The organism is Patiriisocius sp. Uisw_017, assembly GCF_047731265.1.
In the GTDB taxonomy this organism is placed as follows: Bacteria; Bacteroidota; Bacteroidia; order Flavobacteriales; family Flavobacteriaceae; genus Patiriisocius.
The window spans coordinates 1405106-1430252 of sequence record NZ_CP159835.1 but is presented as its reverse complement, the minus strand read 5'-3'; the positions used below and the strand labels follow the sequence as shown (position 1 = coordinate 1430252).

At 38.4% G+C, this 25147-nt stretch carries 15 protein-coding genes and 1 pseudogene; 7 read left to right on the top strand and 9 right to left on the bottom strand.

What is annotated here, in order from left to right; translation table 11 throughout:
• Nucleotides 1-24: 24 nt before the first annotated feature.
• Nucleotides 25-1830: an excinuclease ABC subunit UvrC gene (uvrC, locus tag ABXT67_RS06445; protein ID WP_415376944.1), complete on the bottom strand. Its 1806-nt coding sequence runs from the start codon at nt 1828-1830 to the stop codon at nt 25-27.
• 45 nt (nt 1831-1875) lie between these two features.
• On the opposite strand from uvrC, the gene ABXT67_RS06440 reads away from it, so the two are divergent.
• From ABXT67_RS06440 to ABXT67_RS06420, 5 genes are all read left to right on the top strand, one after another.
• On the top strand, nt 1876-2745 hold the full coding sequence (locus ABXT67_RS06440) for an ATP-grasp domain-containing protein (protein WP_415376453.1): 870 nt from the start codon (nt 1876-1878) through the stop codon (nt 2743-2745).
• 83 nt (nt 2746-2828) lie between these two features.
• Complete coding sequence (locus tag ABXT67_RS06435; RefSeq protein ID WP_415376452.1) at nt 2829-3290, top strand: ATP-dependent zinc protease; 462 nt, start codon at nt 2829-2831, stop codon at nt 3288-3290.
• 26 nt (nt 3291-3316) lie between these two features.
• Complete coding sequence (rimK, locus tag ABXT67_RS06430; RefSeq protein WP_415376451.1) at nt 3317-4192, top strand: 30S ribosomal protein S6--L-glutamate ligase; 876 nt, start codon at nt 3317-3319, stop codon at nt 4190-4192.
• A gap of 59 nt (nt 4193-4251) precedes the next feature.
• Nucleotides 4252-5220, top strand: coding sequence for a succinylglutamate desuccinylase/aspartoacylase family protein (locus tag ABXT67_RS06425; protein ID WP_415376450.1), 969 nt, complete (start codon nt 4252-4254; stop codon nt 5218-5220).
• Entirely contained in the window at nt 5221-5784 is a 564-nt protein-coding gene (locus tag ABXT67_RS06420; RefSeq protein ID WP_415376449.1) for a 5-formyltetrahydrofolate cyclo-ligase, read from the top strand.
• Here ABXT67_RS06420 and ABXT67_RS06415 read toward each other — a convergent pair.
• The 4 genes from ABXT67_RS06415 to ileS all read right to left on the bottom strand — a co-directional run bounded on the left by ABXT67_RS06415 (nt 5781) and on the right by ileS (nt 10974).
• Nucleotides 5781-6401, bottom strand: a complete 621-nt coding sequence (locus tag ABXT67_RS06415; protein ID WP_415376448.1) for a lipoprotein signal peptidase — start codon at nt 6399-6401, stop codon at nt 5781-5783. The genes ABXT67_RS06420 and ABXT67_RS06415 overlap by 4 nt on opposite strands.
• A 34-nt stretch (nt 6402-6435) precedes the next feature.
• On the bottom strand, nt 6436-6996 hold the full coding sequence (locus ABXT67_RS06410) for a hypothetical protein (protein WP_415376447.1): 561 nt from the start codon (nt 6994-6996) through the stop codon (nt 6436-6438).
• A 183-nt stretch (nt 6997-7179) separates the two neighbouring features.
• On the bottom strand, nt 7180-7560 hold the full coding sequence (locus tag ABXT67_RS06405; RefSeq protein ID WP_415376446.1) for a TraR/DksA family transcriptional regulator: 381 nt from the start codon (nt 7558-7560) through the stop codon (nt 7180-7182).
• 6 nt (nt 7561-7566) lie between these two features.
• The gene (gene ileS / locus ABXT67_RS06400; RefSeq protein WP_415376445.1) at nt 7567-10974 is read right to left on the bottom strand and encodes an isoleucine--tRNA ligase; all 3408 of its coding nucleotides are present in this window, start codon (nt 10972-10974) and stop codon (nt 7567-7569) included.
• Nucleotides 10975-11201: 227 nt separating this feature from the next.
• Between ileS and ABXT67_RS06395 the strand changes: the two are divergent.
• Nucleotides 11202-11300 (top strand): annotated as a pseudogene (locus tag ABXT67_RS06395) (T9SS type A sorting domain-containing protein); the annotation flags it as partial.
• A 380-nt stretch (nt 11301-11680) separates the two neighbouring features.
• Here the strand turns inward: ABXT67_RS06395 and ABXT67_RS06390 are convergent.
• The 4 genes from ABXT67_RS06390 to ABXT67_RS06375 are packed head-to-tail and all read right to left on the bottom strand — an operon-like array spanning nt 11681 to nt 15512.
• Entirely contained in the window at nt 11681-12019 is a 339-nt protein-coding gene (locus tag ABXT67_RS06390; RefSeq protein WP_415376444.1) for a hypothetical protein, read from the bottom strand.
• Nucleotides 12020-12059: 40 nt separating this feature from the next.
• Nucleotides 12060-13784, bottom strand: coding sequence for an FG-GAP-like repeat-containing protein (locus ABXT67_RS06385; protein WP_415376443.1), 1725 nt, complete (start codon nt 13782-13784; stop codon nt 12060-12062).
• Entirely contained in the window at nt 13711-14859 is a 1149-nt protein-coding gene (locus tag ABXT67_RS06380) for an FG-GAP repeat domain-containing protein (RefSeq protein ID WP_415376442.1), read from the bottom strand. The genes ABXT67_RS06385 and ABXT67_RS06380 overlap by 74 nt, the downstream gene beginning before the upstream one ends.
• Complete coding sequence (locus tag ABXT67_RS06375; protein ID WP_415376441.1) at nt 14856-15512, bottom strand: vanadium-dependent haloperoxidase; 657 nt, start codon at nt 15510-15512, stop codon at nt 14856-14858. Before ABXT67_RS06375 ends, ABXT67_RS06380 begins: the two co-directional genes overlap by 4 nt.
• Nucleotides 15513-15688: 176 nt before the next feature.
• Between ABXT67_RS06375 and ABXT67_RS06370 the strand changes: the two genes are divergently transcribed.
• Nucleotides 15689-25048 carry a T9SS type A sorting domain-containing protein gene (locus tag ABXT67_RS06370; protein WP_415376440.1) on the top strand — a complete coding sequence of 3120 codons (9360 nt, stop codon included), beginning with the start codon at nt 15689-15691 and terminating at the stop codon, nt 25046-25048.
• Nucleotides 25049-25147: the final 99 nt, after the last annotated feature.

Here is a 25147-nt window from a genome sequence, read left to right as displayed (position 1 = left end):
GTAGTTAACGTGTATACTATTTTTTTATTTAATCGCTTTTAAATTTTGAAAATACGCAATAATTTTTTTAGCTCTGTTAGCACCCACTACTTTTACCAGTTCTTCAAAGCTCGCTGCACCAACACGCTTTGTGCTTTTAAAGACCCGCAGTAGTTCTACAACTGTTTTCTCCCCTATTCCAGGGATTGTTTCCAAGGCTGTGTTTAATGCTTCTTTACTTCGTTTTTGACGGTGAAAGTTAATTCCAAAACGGTGCGCTTCATTTCGCAACTGCTGGATTATTTTAAGTGTTTCGCTCTTCTTATCAAGGTATAATGGTATGGGATCGTCGGGATAAAATAATTCTTCTAGCCTTTTTGCGATTCCTACAATAGCAATCTTTCCTCGCAGTTCCAAATCGTCCAGCGCTTTTAAAGAACTAGACAACTGCCCTTTTCCTCCATCAATGATGATAAGTTGTGGCAATGGTTGCTCTTCTTCTTTTAATCTTTTATAACGACGGTACACCACCTCTTCCATCGAGGCAAAATCATCGGGCCCCACCACCGTTTTTATATTAAACTTACGGTAGTCTTTTTTACTTGGTTTTCCGTTTTTGAAAACTACACAAGCAGCCACTGGATTTGTTCCTTGAATATTACTGTTATCAAAACACTCAATATGCCGGGGCTCTTCGCTCAATCGCAAATCTTTTTTCATTTGCGCCATAATCCGATTTTCGTGCCTATCGGGATCTACTATTTTGGCTTGTTTAAAGCGCTCCATTCTAAAATATTTCGCATTTCGAATAGAGAGGTCTAAAATCTTCTTTTTATCGCCCAACTTCGGAATGTGAATTTTAACACCTTCTTCCGCAGTAATTTTAATTGGGACATATATTTCTTTAGACTGTGAGTTAAAACGTTGTCGCAATTCAATGACTGATAACTGTAATAAATCCACATCGCTTTCGTCAAGTTTCTTCTTAATTTCTAGCGTATGGCTTCTTATAATTGCACCAAAGGAAAGTTGCAAGAAGTTAACATAGCCATAGCTTTCATCGCTAATTACACTAAAAACATCAACATTGTTAATATTAGGGTTAACGACCGTAGATTTGCTTTGGTAATTTTGTAAAACATTGAGTTTTTCTTTGATTCGCTGGGCATCTTCAAAATGTAAATCTGCAGCAAGATCTTTCATTTGATTCTTAAACTGAACCAGACTTTCTTTAAAATTACCCTTTAAAATTTCTTTAATGGCTTGGATGTTTTCGTTGTAAGTAGCTTCAAGATAAAGTCCTTCGCAGGGACCAGAACAGTTGCCTAAATGAAATTCTAAACACACTTTATATTTATCGTTTCTAATTTTATCTTCGGCTAAATCATATTTACAGGTCCTTAGCGGATACAAACCTTTAATTAAATCTAGCAAAGTGTACACCGTTTTCATACTGGTGTAAGGCCCAAAATATTGGCTGCCATCTTTAATCATTCTGCGCGTAGGGAAAACACGCGGAAAACGTTCGTTTTTAATACAAATCCAAGGATAGGATTTATCGTCTTTGAGCAGCACATTATACTTGGGCTGGTATTTTTTAATGAGGTTGTTCTCTAATAAAAGAGCATCTGTTTCCGTAGCAACAACAATGTGTTTTATGTCTTTTATCTTTCTTACAAGAATGCGTGTGCGTGCATTATCGTGTTGCTTTGTAAAATAGCTGTTAACGCGCTTTTTTAAATTTTTAGCTTTCCCCACATAAAGTAACTTGCCGTCTTTATCATAGTATTGATAGACGCCAGGCGAATCTGGTAGGGTAGAAATTTGTAAGGGTATGGGTGCTTCTGCCATCCCGTAAAGATACTTGGTAGTTTTTGAAATCAGTATCTTTATCACATGAACATCGCAATCCTTTCGCGCGGCGAAAACCTTTACTCTACACAAAGCATCCTCAAAGCTGGGGAAGCAAACAATCATAAGATAGCAGTAATAGATCCTACCTTTTGCAACCTGATGATCGAAAACAACAAACCAATAGTTCAATATCACGATGAAATTATTGATGATTTGCACGCCATCATTCCTAGAATAGGTGCTTCTAATACCTATTATGGTACTGCCTTGGTGAGACATTTTGAGGCCATGGGTCTTTTTACGATTGCATCATCGCAAGGCATATTGCAGTCTAGAGACAAATGGACTAGTTTTCAAATCCTTTCTAAAGCTGGAATTCCAATGCCAAAAACTACTTTAGGAATGCCTTATTATATAGAAGCCTTCTTAAAAGATTTTGGAGAAAAACCTGTTATTATAAAACTTATCGAAGGTACTCACGGCCAAGGCGTTATTTTATGTAATGATTATAAAAACGCACTTTCTACCGTGGAAACATTACAAACCGCTAACGTTAAATTTGTAATGCAAGAGTTTATAGCAGAGTCAAAAGGAACAGATGTTCGCGCTATTATTGTAGATGGCCAAGTGGTCGCTGCGATGAAACGGCAATCAAAGTCAGACGATTTTAGGTCTAATTTACATCGCGGTGGTTTTGCTACTAAAATTGAATTAACTACTGAAGAAAAAAATATCGCCATCGCTGCTGCTAAGGCGTTACATTTAGGGGTTTGTGGAGTAGACATTTTGCGATCAAAAAGAGGCAGCCTAGTTTTAGAGGTAAATTCGACCCCTGGTCTAGAAGGCATTGAAACGACTACCAAGGTTAACGTTTCAAAAAATATTATTGAATTTATAGCGCGAAATAAGTAATAATCTTCATAAAGTTTTCTAGTAGAAGCGAAACGTATTCAGGGAGTTTAGTACCTTTCCCTCGTTGTTAAAAACTAAAATATTTGAAACGAAAAATAGGAAGAATAGATACCGCAAATTTTCCCTTATTGGAACTAGAGGCTGTTGAAGTAAAAATAGATACCGGTGCTTATACCTCTAGCATTCATTGTACCGCCATAAAAGTGGAAGATGACTTCTTAAAGTGCACGTTTTTGGATGAGAACCAGCTTCAATATCACGGCAAAGAATTTGTTTTTGATCAATACGACGTGCGGGTTATAAAAAGCAGCAATGGGCAAACCCAAAAACGGTATAGAATTTTAACCGAAATCGAACTCTTTGGGAAAATATATCCTATTTTCTTAACATTGAGCGACCGTTCCGAAATGAAATACCCCGTACTATTAGGACGTAAATTCTTAACAAAGAGGTTTATGATAGATATAAACGCTACCAATCTTTCGCATAAAATGAAATTAAAATCAGCCAAAAATAACAGTAGCAAAACAGAAACAACTAAATAATAATTCCGCCTAGTGGAATCCACAAAATGAACATAAAAATCCTTTCGGCAAATGCTAATTTATACTCCACACAACGACTTATAGAAGCGGCGACAAAACGCAAACACGATATCGAAATTATAAATCATACCAAGTGCGATATTGTAATCGAGAAAAAGAACCCAAAAGTATATTACAAAGGAAAAACGATTGAAAACGTAGACGCTGTAATACCACGCATTGGAGCTAGTGTTACTTTTTATGGAACCGCAGTAGTACGACAGTTTGAAATGATGCATTGTTTTTCTACAACCGAGTCTATTGCATTGGTAAGGTCTAGAGATAAATTACGCAGTCTTCAAATTTTATCTCGTGCTGGTTTGGGACTGCCTAAAACAATCTTTACAAACTATTCTAAAAATGTAAAAGAGATTGTAGAACAAGCAGGTGGGGCACCAGTTATTATTAAATTATTGGAAGGAACACAAGGCATTGGAGTTATTCTAGCGGAAACAAGAAAAGCTGCCGAATCTGTTATCGAAGCATTTAATAATCTACAGGCAAGAGTCATCGTGCAAGAATTTATCAAAGAAGCGGGTGGCGCAGATATTCGCGCTTTTATTGTGGATGGCCAAGTAGTTGGCGCAATGAAAAGACAAGGAAAAGAAGGAGAATTTAGAAGTAATTTACACCGTGGCGGAACCGCAGAAGTAATTGAACTTAGCGATGAAGAAGAAACCGCAGCATTAAAAGCAGCAAAAGCCATGGGTCTAGGAATTGCAGGAGTTGATATGTTACAATCCTCCCGCGGTCCTTTAATCTTAGAAGTAAATTCTTCTCCTGGATTAGAAGGTATTGAAAAAGCTACTGGAAAAGATATTGCTACTATCATTATAAAATATATAGAGCGCAATGTGGATTGATTTGTAGTTTAGACATTGAAGTCATTTAAGGGCAAAATAGAAAAAAGGAATAAAAAAACATGAGTACAGAGGAAAAAACCATGATAATTCTTGGAGAGAATATTGCTCCAGGTCAAAGCAAAACGCTTAACTTTAGCTTTGCCAAATTATTTACCTCAACAAAGGTTGAAATCCCCGTAATTGTGGAAAGGTCACTAATTCCAGGGCCCACAGTATTACTTACAGCAGGTATTCACGGCGATGAAATTAACGGAGTAGAAATAGTTAGGCAGGTTATTGCAAAGAAAATAAACAAACCCAAAATAGGAACTACTATAAGCATCCCAATCCTTAATATCTTCGGTTTCTTAAATCAGGATAGAGTGTTTCCCGATGGTCGCGACCTCAACCGTGTTTTTCCTGGAACAAAAACAGGATCATTAGCAAGTCGCGTAGCTTATTACTTTACAAAAGAAATTCTTCCTCACGCAGACTATTGCTTGGATTTTCATACTGGCGGGGCCCAACGATTTAATGCCGCTCAAATTAGAATTGCACCAAAAAACAAACAATTACTATCATTAGCAACCGTTTTTAATGCACCTTTCACCGTCTATTCTTCAAACACCTCAAAATCCTACCGCAATACTTGCGAACAACTAAAAATTCCTTGCCTATTGTTTGAAGGAGGAAAGTCTCTAGAAAGCAATAAACATATTGTTAAAGAAGGGGTGGATGGCGTTATGCGTGTATTAAATCATCTAGAAATGTTGCAAACTACTCTTAGTAAACCAACAGAAAAGAAACCTCCTGTTATCATAGATAAAAGCACTTGGATTCGTGCGCAAAAAAGCGGATTGCTTCACATTAAAATAGACTGTAATAAGCTTGTAAAGAAAGGAGAGTTTCTCGCTACGATAACAGATCCTTACGGCACTATGCGTTTTAAAGTACTAGCACCCAATGAAGGTTATATTATTAATGTAAACCAAGCATCGATAGTAAATCAAGGAGATGCTATCTTTCATATTTCAAAACATATTGTTTAGATGGACAAAAAGAGCGCACGAAAGAAACACAAAGAATTAAGAACAAACCTTACAGAACAACAAATAGAGGATGCTAGTTTAAAAATTGCCAATAATTGTCTTCAACTTCCTATTTGGGAACATACAAACTATCATATTTTTTTACCCATTGAAAAGCACCACGAGGTAGACACAAATTACCTGCTCCATATTTTACATGGAAAGGATAAAACCATTATTGTTTCAAAATCTGACTTTAAAACAATGGAGATGAAGCACTATCTCCTGCAGGAAAATACCGCCTTGAAAGTTTCAAAATTTGGAATTCCAGAACCCGTATCAGGGATTAAAATTCACCCAAAAGTCATAGATGTTGTTTTTGTACCCTTGCTCGCATTTGACACCAAGGGTAATAGAATTGGCTACGGAAAAGGTTTTTACGACCGCTTTTTATCCCAGTGTAACAAAAATGCATTATTTGTAGGGCTTTCTTTTTTTGAAGCTGATGCTATTTTTGAGACCGAAGAAACTGATATTCCCTTGCACCACGTTGCCACTCCAAAAAAAGGATATTCCTTTAGTTAAGCAACTGGCGTTTCCTCTTTCTCTTTGTTAGGAAATGCTTTTTTATTAAAGACAAGCAATAATCCTACACCGGTACTAATGGCAACATCTGCAACATTAAATACTGGATCAAAAAAGGTGAAATATTCGCCTCCCCAAAAAGGAATCCATTGTGGTAAAACACCTCCATATAAAGGGAAAGACAGCATATCTACTACTTTACCATGAAAGACAGTTCCATAAGGGTCATTAGCAAACATAGTGGCTGTGTTCTGCAAGCTAGTGTCAAATATGATCCCGTAGAAAACAGAATCTATAATATTTCCAAGCGCACCTGCAAAAATAAGCGCAACAGCACTCAATAAAATTCCGGAGGCCCTTTTTCTTGCGCTGTCCCATAACCAATACCCTATTCCAACAATGGCAACGAGTCTAAAAAGTGTCAAGAAAAGCTTACCATACTCCCCTGGTATTTTAGCACCCCAAGCCATTCCTTCATTCTCTACAAACAGAATGCTGAACCAATCAAATACTACAATTTCTTCGTGGAGTTGAAAATGAGTTTTAATATAAATCTTAGAAATTTGATCGATTAATAAGATTATAATAATTACAATAATAGATTTTTTAAAGGTCATATTTAGGCTAATAATGCTGGCAAAAATAACATTATTATTTGGTTTGAGTTAGGTAGATATTTCCATGAGTGCTCTCTGCCATAATTTCAAACTTTTGATGTTTTCTGAGCGTATTTTCAACGATCCCGTATTGGGAAATAGCAGTGCCTGAAACTTCTGGAAATGTTTGTATTTTAAGATCCCCTAGTAAAGAATAGAAAACGCCATTACCTTTAAAGTTATTCACCGTACAAGCACCTTGACTCAAGGCAACGCTAAGACACTTAAACACTCCTGAACCCTCAAAATCAGCAATGTCTGAGCCTATCGTGACATTGTTGTCTTCTGGGACAAGTACTTTTAATTCGATGGCTATTATTTTATGCGCTGCTAACTTATCATTTTCTGGAATAAATCCAGGAGTACTTCCTACTCCAAAAGTGATTTCATTAAGGGATGGTTTACTTGTAATCACAATATTCTCGTAGGTTTCTCCATCAATAGTTGCAATTATAGAAATGCTTGTAGTGACAGCCGTTTGTACGTTTATCTTATAGATACCATTGCCATCGATTGTAATAGTATCAATAGTAGTCGCATCAAACGTTTTTTCCAATTGTTTTTGTGCAAATCCAATACTTGGAAATAACAGTAATGATATAACGGTATAAAGTTTCAGCATAAAAAAAACCCATCAACATAGGGTTTTGATTTGTTTAAATATGGTATTTCCTCCCTTTAGTGGTCAGGATTGTTTTTCTACAATCCTGAGGTGGGAAAATAAAAAATAGCAACTTTTTTATTGCAAGTTTTTAGCTTCAATACTCAACGTTGCGTGTGGCACCAATTTTAAACGCTCAGGGTTTATTAGTTTTTTGGTAACACGGCAAATACCATAGGTTTTGTTTTCAATACGAATAAGTGCATTCTTAAGATCACGAATAAATTTCTCTTGACGAATTGCTAGTTGTGAAGAAGTTTCTTTACTCATTACTTCACTGCCTTCATCAAAAGCTTTAAACGTAGGTGAGGTGTCATCCGTACCGTTATTGCTATCATTTCGGTAGGCACTTTCAATGAGTGCTAACTGTTTTTCTGCTTCTTGGATTTTATTTTTTATCAATGTTCTAAATGCTTCTAACTCGGCATCACCATATCTAGTTTTTATTTCTCCTGCCATAATAGTTTATTTATTAATGCTCAATTTAGTTTCAATTTCATCAAAAGCTATTTCTGTACCATTGCTTATTTCTTCTTCAAACTTGAGCGTATTTGTTAATGTTTCTTCTTTAATGTAGTCAATATTCTGATTTACTGCAGCTTCTAGCACTTTATTGCTTTGAAGTGTTACTTCAATCCTGTCAGTAACTTCAAAGCCGGTGTCTTTTCTTAAATTCTGAATGCGATTTACCAACTCTCTGGCAATTCCTTCATTTTTTAAATCTTCCGTAATAATAACGTCTAATGCTACTGTAATCCCATTTTGATTCGCGACTAACCACCCCTCTATATCCTGAGAACTAATGATCACATCACCAAGTGTCAATGTAGTATTTTTTTCTGAAATTATAATCGAAAGTTCCCCCTCTTTTTCCAATAATAATATTTCTTCTTGCCCAAACTGCTGAATTACACCGGCAACCGCTTTCATATCTTTTCCAAAACGAGGCCCTAGTTTCTTGAAGTCTGGCTTTATTTGTTTCACTAGTATGCCTGAACCTTCATCAATCAATTCTATTTCCTTTACGTTTACCTCGCTTTTAATCAATTCGCTCACCGCTTCTATTTCTTTTCTCGCAGCAGCATCTAAAACCGGAATCATTATTTTTTGTAGTGGTTGACGCACTTTTATCTTCTCCTTTTGACGCAAGGACAAAACCAAAGATGCAATGGTTTGTGCCTTTTGCATTCTTCGTTCCAAACCAGCATCCACAAAAGTCATGTTTGCAACAGGGAAGTCACTTAAATGAACGCTGTTTTTTGCTTCGTCAATGTTTGAAAAACGGGCTTCGGTTAAATCTTTATACAAACGATCCATAAAAAAAGGTGCGATAGGCGCTCCTAGTTTTGATACCGTAATTAAACAAGTATACAAGGTTTGATACGCCGAAATTTTATCAGTCCCATAGCTTCCTTTCCAATAACGTCTTCTGCTCAATCGCACAAACCAGTTGCTCAAGTTTTCTTGCACAAAGGCATTAATTGCTCGTGCTGCTTTGGTGGGTTCATAGTCATTAAATGCAGCATCCACCGTAGCAATTAAAGTATTTAATTCGCTTAAAATCCAACGGTCTATTTCAGGTCTTTCTTCTAAAGCAATCTCTTCCTCATCATAGCTAAAACTATCTAGGTTGGCATACATGGCGAAAAAGTTATAGGTATTGTATAGCGTTCCAAAGAACTTGTTACGTACCTCACTTATTCCGTCGAGATCAAATTTAAGATTGTCCCAAGGGTTTGCATTACTAATCATATACCAGCGTGTAGCATCCGGCCCATATTGATCAAGTACCTCAAAAGGATCTGCAGCATTCCCCAATCTCTTGGACATTTTCTGCCCGTTTTTATCGAGTACCAAGCCGTTACTCACTACATTTTTATAGGCTATATCATCAAAAATAATGGTAGCAATCGCGTGCATAGTATAAAACCATCCTCTCGTTTGGTCCACCCCTTCCGCAATAAAATCTGCCTTGCGCCATGTTTGCTCTACTTTCTCTTTATTTTCAAAAGGATAGTGCCATTGCGCATATGGCATAGCGCCACTATCAAACCAAACATCAATCAAATCTGCCTCGCGGTTCATTGGTTTTCCGGAAGCCGAAACTAAAACAATACCGTCCACAATATTTTTATGAAGGTCTATGGCAGCATAGTTTTCTTCGGAATTATTTCCCACTTCAAAGGCCTCAAAAATATCTTTTGCCATAAAACCTGCTTGCACGGCGCGTGCCATTTCGGCTTTTAATTCTTCGACCGAACCAATAATAATCTCTTCTGTACCATCCTCAGTTCTCCAAAGTGGCAATGGGATTCCCCAATACCGCGACCGTGATAAATTCCAGTCGTTTGCATTTGCCAACCAATTTCCAAAACGCCCTTCTCCTGTAGATTTTGGTTTCCAGTTAATGGTTTTGTTAAGCTCGTGCATTCTATCTTTAAACTCGGTTACTTTTATAAACCACGAGTCTAAAGGATAGTATAAAATAGGCTTGTCTGTTCGCCAACAGTTTGGATAACTGTGAACGTATTTTTCAACTTTAAATGCTTTGTTTTCGATCTTAAGTTTTATCGCCAACTCAACATCAATACTTCGCTCTGGCGCTTCGCCATCTGCATAGTATTCATTCTTAACGTACTTGCCAGCAAATTCTCCTAGTTCCGGTCTAAACTTTCCTTGTAAATTAACTAGTGGAACTAAATTACCGTTCTCATCTTTTACAAGCATTGGTGGCACCTCTGGCACCGCTTGTTTTGCAACCAGCGCATCATCTGCCCCAAAGGTGGGTGCGGTATGAACAATTCCGGTTCCATCTTCCGTCGTTACAAAATCTCCTGCAATCACTCTATATGCATTTTCATCACCAGCATCTGGAGTGGCATAGTCTAATAATTGCTCGTATCTAATCTCTAAAAGCGCCGCTCCTTTGCACTCTTCAGCCATAAAGAATGGAATATTTTTATCTTCTTTTGAGTAGCTTTTTAAAACTTCAAGATCCTCGGTTTGAGCATACTTCCCAGTAAATTGCTTTCCAACCAAGTTCTTTGCCAAAATAACATGGACAGGTTCAAACGTGTATTGATTATAAGTAGCGACTACCACATAGTCAATCTTAGCCCCCACGGTTAATGCGGTATTGGAAGGCAAGGTCCAAGGCGTCGTTGTCCAAGCAATGAAATTAAGGTTATCGTACTTTTTAAGAAATTCTGGCAGCGAACTTTCTACCGCTTTAAACTGTGCTACTACCGTAGTATCAGTCACATCTTGATAGGTGCCTGGTTGGTTTAATTCGTGACTGCTTAAACCAGTACCTGCCTTTGGCGAGTAAGGCTGTATGGTGTAGCCTTTGTATAATAAGTCTTTGTTGTAAATCTGTTTTAACAGCCACCAAACAGATTCCATATATTTAGGCTCGTAGGTAATGTATGGGTCTTCCATATCTACCCAATAGCCGTAGCTTTCAGTTACTTTATTCCACACATCTGTATAGCGCATTACGGCTTTGCGGCAGGCTGCATTATAATCTTCTACAGAGATTTTATTGCCAATATCTTCTTTGGTAATCCCCAATTCTTTTTCAACACCAAGTTCTATAGGCAACCCATGGGTATCCCATCCTGCTTTACGGTCTACTTTAAACCCTTTCTGCGTTTTATAGCGACAAAATATATCTTTTATAGCACGCGCCATTACGTGATGAATCCCAGGCAAACCGTTTGCAGACGGCGGACCTTCAAAAAACACGAACGGCTCCGCCCCTTCGCGAATGGCAATACTCTTTTCAAAAATGTGCTCTTCTTTCCAAAAATTGAGTATGTCTTCTCCCAGTTGTGGAAGATTTAACCCTTTGTGCTCTCTAAATTTTGTTGCCATGGTACTGCCCACGAAAGTGGGTATCTTTTAAATTCTGGTCAAATTTGTTTTTAACAGGAACTATTATTAATCAATCATATAATTTAAGGCAGCGAAATTACGGAATTTTGATGTGAATTTTAAACCAAACGCTACAAGACCTTTATTGTTATTTAAAATGCTACTCAAAACATAAAACAAACCATTTTGACTCCGTAAAAGTTTTAGACTAGAGTACTGCCGCTAGCAACCTACAACTTGATATCTCAGCATTAGATAGTGCTGTGTATTTCCTAAAAATTGAAACCGAAAAAGGAACCTTGGTCAGAAAGGTTATGAAGGAATAGTTTCAAGCAAAATAATTTAAAGATTAAAAAGCCGCTTTCAGTTTTAATGTGGAAAGCGGTGTTTTTTAATCTTAGATATATAAAAAACACATCCTTATATTATTATGAAAAAAACATTGCTTATTTGCTCAATTTTATTTGTTGGAAATACATTTGTTAATGAGCAAACAATTGAGGGTTTTTAATCTTCCTCGGTATTACTTCAAGGCTGTTTAGAGAAGTCTGCTATTGCATCTACTGCTATCTGACGGTTAGTTGGCTGGAGTGTTAAATATTTTTTGAGGGTGCTCATAATGACTTGTTATAGAATTAAAAAGCTTGATTAATCAGTTTAATAGTCATGTCTTTTAATGGGTCTAAGCTAAAAAATAAATTCTTTCTTATTTTTGTTGTTGAATAGAGGGAGTTTTCAGTTCAAAAAATTGTAGAGGTCCCGAGTTATTAGTAACGATAATTAGGGACTCATCTATAGCTTTAATTTTTCTTGAATCTAAGTTTTGAGTTGAAAAACCACTTTCTTTTTTTGTTAATGGGGCGAATTTTCCTTTTTTATTGTTTATCAAAACTAATCCATTTGAAGCATCGCTTCTTCCGGATTCTACATCTACACCAAAATTATTTCCTACCACAACTATATCTAAAAAGCCATCCATATTAATATCTTTAATCAAGATATCCTGTACATATGAGAATTGTGCTTCGATAGGTAATTTGCTCATTTTCCACTTCCCATTACCAAGGTTTTCTACATAAGCAGATTCAAAATAATGAGCTGTTAAATAGTTGATCTAAAGAATGTTTTGGATAATAAACTTGGTCTGTTTCATTGTAGTAACAAGGAATAGCATCAAGGTCTTTATTGTCATCAAAATCACCATAGTAAATTTTTGCAGGATGATTTTTGACAGGTTTGAACATCGTGTTTAACCCTCTGTTCCCAACAATTAAATCTAGGTCACCATCATTATCAAAGTCAGCAGTATCAACACAGTTCCACCATCCACTACTTTTTTCTAAACCATTACCAGGTGACTCTATAAATTTATTTAATTTGTTTTTTCTTAAATAGATAATATTCATCCATTCACCAACAACTACTAATTCGTTGTTTGATATTGTAATTGCATCGTTGACTATTCCTAATAGTCCATTATTAGGCAATAACTCTGAGCGATCAATAAATTTACCATTACTATTTTCTAATAACCAACTTTTTTCAGATGTCGGATATTTATTTTTTTTAGCAAAACCTCCTACAAACAAGTCTAAATCACCATCGTTGTCAAAATCAATTGTGGTAACGCAAGAGGTTGATGTTTCCATCTTCGGCAATAAATCATTTTGTTTTTCAAAATCACCTTTACCATTATTAATATAAATTCTATCTTGATAATTGCTTCCTTCTGCAAATTCATTACTTCCACTTGAAACGTAAAGGTCTAAATATCCATCTGAATTAATATCTAAAAATGCACACCCAGCATCTTCGTGTTTTTTATCTTCAATAAAAGAAGATACTTCTTTTTTAGAGAAAGTACTTCCTGTTTTTTGGATATACAATGTGCCAGACTCATCTGCACTTCCTCCAATGTAAAAGTCTTCTAGGGTGTCTCCATTTACATCTCCCACTAAAATAACTGGCCCTTTGTTCGATAAAAAATGTTCCAACAATGGTTCCTGTTTAAAATCTATAAAAGAGTTCTCTTTGTGCGTATAATTAACGAGATTCCCTTTATTTGTAAACAACTTATTATTTGTAGCGTTTAATTTATAATAAGTTGAAGCATCGGCAATACTCAATTTAATTTTTTGATTTACTTCAATGTTTTTTATTATTTGACTTTTCCCATTAGGCCAGATTATTTCTAATTCAAGAATTTCACTATCTACCCCCAAACCAAAATGTAAGTTTTGATCAACAGAAGATAGAAACCCTCTGTAGGGTGTTACTTCTCTAAATTGGTCTCCAGAGCTTGTTTTGATCTTAACTTTTGCTCCAAAGCCGTTAATATTACCTTTATTTCCTTTTAAAGCTACGGCTAAATAGTTTCCTTTATCCTGTTCCCTGGCATTATTGCGATATAAAAAGGCTTCTTGATTAAAATTATTTACAACCAAATCTAGATCTCCATCTAAATCTAAATCAACATATGCAGAACCGTTTGAATGTGATGGTTTATCTAATCCCCAATCTTTAGTTTTATCTTTAAAACGTAAATTTTTATTATTGCGATACATGTAGTTACTTATCTTTGTACTCGTCATTAAATTGATGAGATCAAGTGCTTTTACATGGTCATTACCTCTTGCGAGCTCTACAGCTTCCATAGAACGATATTTTAAATAATCTAGATCGGTAATGTCCTTATAGTGTCCATTAGAGATAAATAAATCTTGCCATCCATCATTATCAAAATCTGCAAATAATGCACCCCAGCTCCAATCGGTGTAGCTTATTCCTGCTAATTTGATGATAAAAACCAAAATCTAATCCCAATTGATATTTATCATAAGAACTGGCATCTTTTAGCTGCTTTTGCCTATAATTATTTTCGGGGGTCATATCCAGATTGACAACATCAGGATAACCATCATTATTGTAATCTGCTATATCCATACCCATTGAGCTTAAAGGAATATGTCCAAACCGTTCTTCTAGTTCATCTTTAAAAGTTCCATTACCTTGGTTGATATATGCATGATCTTTAGAAGCAAAGTCATTAGCAATATATAAATCAACAAAACCATCACCATTTAAGTCTGAAGGCACTGCACTTAAGCTAAAATCATTATTGATAATTCGTGCTTTTTTACTTACATCAGTAAAAGTATTATTTCCATTGTTTCTATATAGCTTGTCTGAATATTCTTCTTTCCAAAATACGGTTCCAGGCTCAAAATTTCCTTTAGAAGATTTAGTGTCGTAGATTGAATGTGCGTTGTCAAAATCTGCTCTATGATTTATTACATATAAATCTAAATCTCCATCATTATCATTATCATTATCAAAAAATACAGATTGATTTGAAAATCCGGCATCTGCAATTCCATATTCTTTGGCCTTATTAGTAAATGTATTATTTTGGTTGTTGATGTAAAGGAGGTTTTCTCTATACTCTATTTCTCCTGCCATTGATTTGCAAAGATAAATGTCCTGATATCCATCATCATTGATATCAACAAAAGAAACATCGGTGGTAAATCCTCTAGTAAATATATTTGCAGAACCTGAAATTTGTTCAAACTCCAGATTCCCTTTATTAAGATATAATCGACCTCCAAAAGTATTTCCTGTCATAAAAATGTCAGGAAGTCCATCATTATTTATATCTCCAATACCAACGCCTCCACCATTATAAAAATATTCATAGGTCATTATATTAAAAGCTTCGGATTGATTGACCTCGTTCATAAAATAAAATCCACTCTCTTCTTGATTTAAAAGTGTAAATAAACTAGGGATGGTAGAGAAAGCTTCAATCTCCTTCTTTTTTGCTGTCTCTTTATCTTTACAACTGAGGATGAATAGTAGAATTAAAACGATATAAGTATGTTTCATTTTTTTAATGTTTTGATTTTAGAAACTACGTGTTGCCCAACTTTATTACCTTGTTCTATTCCATTATAAATTGCTGGTTTATAATGAATACCTCCATAAAGACGACTAACTGCAGCTTCGTCAGAAGCATTGTAAAAGGATATAAATGACCGTTGGGGCATGCCATATGGAGTTTCTGTAGAGTCAATAAATGCATAATTATCTCCAAAGAGATTTGTTAAAACTGTAGAAGCAGCTCTTGATACTACGCTATGTCCACTTGGGTATTCTGGAAAGTTTGGGGTAGATAAAATGGGTGTCCAACTTGCATCAATTTTGTTTTGTATAACAGTAATTGGGCGAATATAATTTGTTGTATATTTTGCTTCCCAGCAACTAATAAATGCATCAAACATACCAATGCATAAACTAGTATATGCATGAGAAACTTCCATCATATTGAAATTTTGTTTTATAGCTGCTGCTCTGCAGATATTCATCCAATGACCGCCTGGAGTTAGCTTTTTTTCAGAATAAGTCAAATGCCCTTCATGGCGAGAAATTATGGGATTACAGTCCCAAAATTTAGCAATAGCTTCAGTAGAATCTGTTTTAGCATTTACTACATTATAAACTTCCATTAAGAGCGCCTGCACATATAGTAGATACATCATTATCTTTTTCTCCACCAGCAAAAAATTATGCAGACGGATCTTGGACAGATTGGTTAAATACTAAAGACCTACTAAAAAGGCCATATCTATTAAATTTATACTTCAACTAAAAAATTTGTATTCAATAAAAAATAAACTATCTTGAATTTATAACCAATCTATAAAAATTAAATTTTATGAAAAAAGTTACTTCATTATTAACTAAAATCAATTCTATTAAAAGAATGACAAAAAATACTTTTACCGTATTTTTTTTCTTTTTTAGTATTGCAATTTCGCTTCAAGCACAGACAATGACTTTTGATGCAGGTGTTTCAGAATCTGGATTTTCCTTTTCTAATTGGGCTCGTCTAACACAATATGCAATTGCTCAGTCTAACCTTGCGAGTCCTTCAAATATTACAAAGGCAGCAGGCACTTGGAACGCTATAAGTTTTACCGTAGGTCCGTGGACAGGAGATAACACAATTACTGTTAGCTCAAACTTAGGACATTCACAAGTTTTTAATTCTGGGGCGACAGGGACGATTTATTTATCTGGATTCACCGGTATTACTACTTTAACTTTTGAACGCACAGCAGGATCAGGGGACTCTGCAGATTATGACAATTTAGTTTATACAACAGTAGCTGCCTGCACAGACCCAGACGTGCCATTAATTACAGCATCCCCAACTACAATTTGCCCAAGTGGTAGTTCAACATTAAGTTGGACAGGATCATTGAATGATGCAACAGCATGGCATGTTTATACAACAAGTTGTGGAGTAACACAATTAACAACAACAACAAGTAATTCATTGGTGGTTTCACCAAGTTCAACAACAACGTATTATATAAGAGGAGAAGGAGGCTGTGTAACAGCAGGATCTTGTGGGTCAAGACCTGTAACAGTAAATTCATTAGACAATGCCTCGTTCTCATATAGTACTTCAGCATATTGTGTAGATGCAGTAGATCCAACACCAATAATTACTGGATTAGGAGGCGGAACATTTAGTTCAACAGGGGGATTAAATATCAATGCAGGAACAGGAGCGATAGATGTAAGTGCATCAACACCTGGAACATATACTGTTACTTATACAACAGCAGGTTCTTGTCCAAATTCAAGTGGCGTTGGAGTAACAATTAATGCTTTAGATGATGCATCGTTCAATTATGGTGCAGCAGCTTATTGTTTAGATGATGCGGATCCTACTCCTACCATTACTGGTTTAGCAGGTGGATCGTTCCTTGCAAGTGCTGGCCTTACAGTTAACAATGTTACTGGTGCAATTGACGTTTCAACTATAACTCCTGGTAGTTATACGGTTACTTATTCAACTTTTGGAGCTTGTGCAAACAGCTCAAGTGTTTCAGTTATAATTAATGCTTTAGATGATGCCTCGTTCAATTATGGTGCAGCAGCCTATTGTGTAGATGCATCATATCCAACACCAACAATTTTTGGATTAGGAGGCGGAACATTTAGTTCAACAGGAGGATTAAGTATAAATGCAGTAACAGGAGCGATAGACGCAAGTGCATCAACACCTGGAACATATACCGTTACTTATACAACAGCAGGTTCTTGTCCAAATTCAAGCGGCGTTGGAGTAACAATTAATGCTTTAGATGATGCCTCGTTCAATTATGGTGCAGCAGCCTATTGTGTAGATGCATCATATCCAACACCAACAATTTTTGGATTAGGAGGCGGAACATTTAGTTCAACAGGAGGATTAAGTATAAATGCAGGAACAGGAGCGATAGATGTAAGTGCATCAACACCTGGAACATATACTGTTACTTATACAACAGCAGGTTCTTGTCCAAATTCAAGTGGCGTTGGAGTAACAATTAATGCAGCTCCAACAGTAACCTTCACAGCACCAACTGATCTTTGTTTAGACGCAGGGAATCAAACTGGTTTAGGAGGAGGATCACCAACAGGAGGCCTCTATTCAGGACCTGGTGTTACAGATACTGGAGACGGAGTCAATTACGCATTCGATCCTGCAACAGCAGGAGCTGGCACGCACACAATCACCTACAACTTTACAGATGGCAATGGCTGTTCTGGAAGTGCGAATGATAATGTAGTAGTGTTTGCATTACCAACCGTAACCTTCACCGCCCTTGCTGATCTATGTCTCGATGCCGGTACTCAAACTGGCCTTACTGGCGGTTCACCAACAGGCGGCGTTTATTCTGGCACTGGTGTAACAGATGTTGGAGACGGAATTAATTATTCTTTCGATCCAGCTGCTGCCGGAGCAGGTACGCACACAATCACTTACAGCTTTACAGATGGCAATAGCTGTACTGGAAGTGCAAATGATAATGTAGTCGTGTTTAGTCTACCAACCGTAACCTTCGCAGCCCTAGGTGATCTTTGCCTCGATGCCGGTAATCAAACTAACCAAACTGGTGGTTCACCAGCAGGTGGCGTTTATTCTGGCACAGGTGTCACAGATGCTGGAGACGGAATTAATTACACATTCGATCCTGCTGCTGCCGGAGTTGGAACCCACACGATCACTTACAACTTTACAGATGGCAATGGCTGTTCTGGAAGTGCCAATGATAACGTAGTCGTATTTGGCTTGCCAACAGTAAGCTTTGCGACGCTAGGTGACTTATGTGTTGATGCAGGGAATCAAACTGGTCTTACTGGAGGATCTCCAGCAGGAGGTGTTTATTCAGGACCTGGAGTTGTTGACGACGGCAACGGAATTACCTATTCATTCAATCCTGCATTTTCAGGAGTAGGCACGCATACAATCACCTACAACTTTACAGATGGCAATGGCTGTTCTGGAAGTGCGAATGATAATGTAGTAGTCTTTGCAGTACCAACCGTAACCTTCACCGCCCTTGCTGATCTATGTCTCGATGCCGGTATTCAAACTGGCCTTACTGGTGGTTCGCCAACAGGAGGCGTTTATTCTGGCCCTGGTGTAACAGATGTTGGAGACGGAATTAACTATTCTTTCGATCCAGCAGTAGCTGGAGCAGGTACTCATACAATTACTTACATATTTACAGACGGAAACGGATGTGATGGAGGTGCAAATGATAATGTTGTCGTATTCGGATTAGACAATGCTTCATTCAGTTATAGTGCTGCTGGTTATTGTTTAGGAGATTCAGACCCAACACCTACAATCACAGGATTGGGTGGAGGTACATTCACAGTATTACCATTAGGTTTAAATATTAATCAGACAACTGGGTTTATCAATATTGGTCTTTCAGCACCAAATACATACACTGTTACATATACAACGGGAGGAACTTGTCTTAATTCAAGTAATGTTGGAGTAGTAATTGGAACTCCACCAGCTTCACCATCTGTTGTCTCACCGATGACAGTTTGTCCAGGAGACGATGTTATCTTATCAGCTACTGGTTCTGGAGCAGGATCTTTAATTTTCTATAACAGCATTCCTGCCCCATTAGGTGCGGTTCCAATGCCACCGGCAACAGCTACTCTTAATATCGGAAGTCTTGCACCAGGAGTTTACACTTTTGGTGTAACTGAAAGTAATGGAACATGTCAATCATTACCAATAGCTATAATTGTGACGGTAGGAGATGTTGTCGCACCAACCGCAATTTGTCAGGATATTACAGTTTACCTAGATGGTACAGGAAACGTAACCATCAGTCCAAACGATCTCGATGGTGGTGCTACAGATAACTGTGGAACTGTTACTGTTACAGCATCTCAAACAGTTTTCACTTGTGCTGATGTAAGCACTGGCCCTGCCCCAGCAAATGATTTGGTAATCAGTGGTGTGATTGACGGTCCTTTAGTTGGTGGCATGCCAAAAGCTATCGAATTCTACGTGATTAACGATATTGCAGACCTTTCTCAATATGGTGTTGGTAGCGCGAACAACGGTGGTGGTACTGATGGAGAAGAATTTACATTCCCCGCAGTAGCAGTGACAGCAGGAACTTACATCTATCTTGCAATCGAAGCTGCTGAGTTTACTAACTACTTTGGATTTGCCCCTGACTACACTAACAATAATGCACCGTTACTTAATGGTGACGATGCTGTTGAGCTTTTCTTTCAGACTACCGTAATAGATGTCTTTGGCGATATCAATCTTGACGGTACTGGTCAGCCATGGGAATACCAAGATGGATGGGCTTATCGTAATGTTGAGACAGGACCTGATGGAAGTACTTTCCAATTAGGTAGTTGGTCATTTAGTGGACCTAATGCTATAGATACTGAGCTTACTAATGCTACTGCAGCAATTCCATTCCCAACTGCAACATTTACAAGATCAGGTGGTCCGGTTGATGTTACCGTAACATTCGATGATGGAAATGGCAACTCTTCAAATTGTATTGCAAACGTCACTGTTTTAGATACAATCTCACCAACAATTTCGTGTCCAGGTAACCAAGTAGGAAGTGTAGATGGATCTTGTAACTTCACTATACTAGATTATACAGGATTAGCAACACCGGCAGATAACTGTTTAGGTTTAGTAGTTACTCAAGTACCTGCAGCAGGAACAATAGTAGGTGTGGGAACAACAAATATTGTATTAACTGCAACAGATGGAAGTAGCAATACAGCAAACTGTAATTTTGATGTGGAGGTATTCGGGTTGCCAACAGTAACCTTCACAGCACCAACTGATCTTTGTTTAGACGCAGGGAATCAAACTGGTTTAGGAGGAGGACTTCCAACAGGAGGCCTTTATTCAGGATCTGGTGTTACAGATACTGGAGACGGAATCAATTACGCATTCGATCCAGCAGCAGCTGGAGTAGGAACTCATACAATTACGTATAACTTCACAGACGGAAATAGTTGTTCTGGAAGTGAAAATGACACTGTTGTAGTATTCGGGTTGCCAACTGTTACCTTCACTGCACCAACAGATCTTTGTTTAGACGCAGGAAATCAAACTGGTTTAGGAGGAGGACTTCCAACAGGAGGCCTTTATTCAGGACCTGGTGTTACAGATACTGGAGACGGAATCAATTACGCATTCGATCCAGCAGCAGCTGGAGTAGGAACTCATACAATTACGTATACCTTCACAGACGGAAACGGATGTTCTGGAAGTGAAAATGACACTGTTGTAGTATTCAGTTTGCCAACTGTTACCTTCACAGCACCAACTGATCTTTGTTTAGACGCAGGGAATCAGACTAACCAAACTGGTGGTTCACCAACAGGAGGCCTTTATTCAGGACCTGGTGTTACAGATACTGGAGACGGAATCAATTACTCATTTGATCCAGCAGCAGCTGGAGTAGGAACTCATACTATTACGTATAACTTCACAGACGGAAACGGATGTTCTGGAAGTGCGAATGATGCTGTTGTAGTCTTCGGGTTGCCAACAGTAACCTTTACAGCACCAACTGATCTTTGTTTAGACGCAGGGAATCAAACTAACCAAACTGGTGGTTCACCAATAGGAGGCGTTTATTCAGGACCTGGTGTTACAGATGCTGGAGACGGAATCAATTACGCCTTCGATCCAGCAGCAGCTGGAGTAGGAACTCATACAATAACGTATAACTTCACAGACGGAAACGGATGTTCTGGAAGTGAAAATGACACTGTTGAAGTATTCCCATTGCCAACAGTAACCTTCACAGCACCAACTGATCTTTGTTTAGATGCAGGTGTGCAAACCGGTCTTGGCGGAGGAACTTCTCCAGGAGGTGTATACTCAGGAACAGGTGTTACCGATAATGGGAATGGAATGACTTATAGTTTTGACCCAGCAGCAGCTGGTGTTGGAGTTCATACTTTGATGTATACATTAGGAATTGCAGGATGTACAGATGCTGCCTCAGACGATGTGGAAGTATTTGCATTACCCGTTGTAACATTTACCGCCCTGACAGATTTATGCATCGATGCAGGTGTGCAAACCAGTCTTGGTGGTGCTACGCCAGCAGGAGGCCTTTATTCTGGATCTGGCGTTACCGATGATGGAGACGGAATGACCTATAGTTTTGACCCAGCAGCAGCGGGAGTAGGTCTACACGTATTGACCTATACTGTTAGTGACTCAAATGGATGTACAAGTTCAGCATCAGATAACGTTGAAGTTTTTGTAATACCTACTGTAACATATACAGCACCGGCAGATTTATGTATCGATGCAGGAGTGCAAGCTGGTCTTGGTGGCGCTACGCCAGCAGGCGGAGTTTATTCTGGAACTGGCGTTACCGACGATGCAAACGGAATGACCTATAGCTTTGACCCAGCAGCAGCTGGAGTAGGAACACATACCATAACCTATGATTATACAGATGCAAATAGTTGTTCAGGTTCTGCAACCGATAATGTAGCAGTCTTTGCACTTCCAACAGTAGTATTTACGGCTCCGGCCGATCTATGTATCACTGCAGGCGTACAAGCTGGTTTAAGTGGTGGCTCTCCAACAGGAGGTGTCTACTCTGGTGCAGGTGTTACCGATAATGGCAATGGAATGACCTATAGTTTTGACCCTGCAGCAGCAGGCGCTGGTACTCATACAATAACATATACTTTTGAGGATGGCAATGGATGTTCAAGTTCAGCATCAGACGATGTAGAAGTATTTACTACACCAGTAGTAGCTTTTACGGCTCTGGCAGATGTATGTGTTGACGCAGGAGTTCAGACAGGCTTAGGCGGAGGACTCGCTTCTGGCGGTGTTTATTCTGGACCCGGTGTTACCGATGATGGCAATGGAATGACCTATAATTTTGATCCTGTAGCAGCTGGCGTTGGAATACACTCCATAACCTATACCTTGAATGATTCAGGATGCATAGGCACTGCAATGGATACTATAGAAGTATTTGATCTTCCAGTAGTAGCGTTTACCGCACCAGCAGATATCTGTATCACTGAAGGTGTACAAGCTGGTCTTGGGGGAGGAACTCCAACAGGCGGAGTATATTCTGGAACAGGCGTTACCGATGATGCAAACGGAATGACCTATAGCTTTGACCCAACAGCAGCAGGCATTGGGCCAAATACCATTAGCTACACTTTTACAAATGGAAATGGATGTACAAATTCAGCTTCTGATGATGTGGAAGTACTTGCCTTACCAATAGTAACCTTTACAGCCCCTGCAGATCTTTGTGTTAATGCAGGTGTTCAAACTGGTTTAAGTGGTGGCTCTCCAACAGGAGGTGTGTACTCAGGAACAGGTGTTACCGATGGCGGTGATGGAATGACCTATAGTTTTGATCCTGCAGTTGCAGGAGTAGGAACTCAAAGTATAAGCTATACCGCGGGAGATGTAGGCTGCACAAATACAGCAGCTGATACGGTTCAAGTATTTGGTTCTTCAATAGTAACTTTTAACGCACCGGCAGATCTATGCATCGATGCAGGTATTCAAACGGGTCTTGGTGGTGCTTTGCCAACAGGAGGAACGTATTATGGACCTGGTGTTAGCGATGATGGCAATGGGATGACCTATAGTTTTGACCCAGCAGTAGCTGGTGCAGGAGTACAAACATTGGTATACCTTGTTGGAAACATAGGTTGTTTAAGTACAGGAAACGATACGGTGGAGGTCTTTGATGCACCAACGGTCACCTTTGTAGTGCCTACTCCAAATATTTGTGTGCTCGATGTGGTTGTAACTGGCCTAGGCGGTGGAACTCCAACGGGTGGTATCTATTCTGGAATAGGTGTTAGTGATGATGGCAATGGGATGACCTTTAGCTTTGATCCAACAGCCTCTGCCCCAGTGGGAGGAAACATTCCCGTGACCTATACCTATGCCGATACGAATGGCTGTTCTAATGACACCACCGAAAACATCTTTGTTAATGATGCTATTAATTGTGATGCTTGTCAAGCCACAGCTACCTTTGGTGCTGCGGGTTGGGGTGCAGTGATGCCCAGTATTGACAACCTAGTACTCATCGAAGCAGATTATGATACGGCGCTCTTAGGTTCTTTTGAAGCCTGTAAGTTGATCGTAAATCCAGGAGCAACCCTTCGTGTTAATGCGGGGGATTATATCTTGGTAAATACAGATATTACCGTATCTGTGACGGGAAGTTTACTAGTAGAACACACCGGAAGTGTGGTACAAGTAGAAGACAGTGCGATGGTTACCAACGATGGTACCATCAACGTCAATGTGACCACCCCAGAGGTAGCTCCTAGAGACTTTATCCTCTCTGGTAGCCCAATGACTATGGAAATGCGCAATGGGGTTTATAACAACTCTTTTAGAGTCGTAAAACATTTAACGGCAGCGTTTAATCCAGACCCAGCTGTGGATGCTTTCTATATGCCTAATGTCGTGGCCAACTTTGTGGATGTTGATTTTAATGACTGGGTGTTCCATACAGGAATCATCAACCCTGGTGAAGGATATTTTGTATATCCACAAGCTAACTTAGCCGACGGAAATTCAACCTATGACTTAGTCTATGAGCAAGGAACCTTAAACAACGGAGTTATTACCTATGCAATGGAGTTTAACGGCGATGCGAATTCGAGTCCCTCTATGTTAGCCAACCCATATCCATCTGCTATTGATGCCTCCCTATTTTTAAATGCAAACCCTGAGATTGATGAAGTATATTTCTGGGAGCATATTACCGAGCCAGGGGCATTCCCAGGAGGAAATATAACTACTGAAAACTTCTCGATGGAAGACATCTCGATGTACAACCTCTCTGGAGGTATTGGAGCAGGAACACCCGCAACCAATGGGAGTACAACTCCCAATGGTATGATCGCTACCTCGCAAGGTTTTGGTGTAAAAGCGAATGCAATGGGAACCGCTATCTTTAACAATGCAATGCGGGTAACCACTGGGAACAACACCCTAAGGAATACTGTATCAGAGGGCAACAAAATCTGGTTACAGCTAGAAAATGCGCAATACAGTCTCAGCAGTGAAGTATTAATTGCCTTTATGCCAATGGCAACAGAAAGCTATGATTCAGGATATGATAGCCATCAGATTGGTAGCCTTGTATCGCTATACTCCCATTTACCAGACAATACGATGTCTTTAGGAATTCAAGGTAGAGAAGTCTTTAATAAGGAGATACAAATCCCAATGGGATATGCTTCTCAAATAGACGAGACTACCACCTTTAAAATTACCATTAAGCAACTAGAAGGAGTCGACATTGAAAACGCGACCGTATATCTAATAGATAAGGCTACAAGAACCATTACCAACCTTACTAAAGAAGGGGCCTATAAATTTAGAAGTCGAAAAGGAAACTTCCCAAATAGGTTTACACTTCAGTTTATGGCCTATGATAGATTTGGAAGAATACTAGGAGATGATGCTGCTGCTATTGCCGCCATTTCTGTAGTGCCTAATCCTACCGATGGACTGTTGTTTATCAACTCCCCTAATTCAATAATCAATACCATTACCCTTACAGATATGAGAGGAAGGCTCGTGCGAAACCTAAAGAATATTGACGGGTTGAACTCCACCATCGATATCTCGGTATTAGATAGCGCTGTGTATTTCCTAAAAATTGAAACCGAAAAAGGAACCTTGGTCAGAAAGGTTATGAAAGAATAGTTTCAAGCAAAATAATTTAAAGATTAAAAAGCCGCTTTCAGTATAAAAACTAAAAGCGGCTTTTTTATGCTACAAAGAGAACAAAAGGAATAAAAAAAA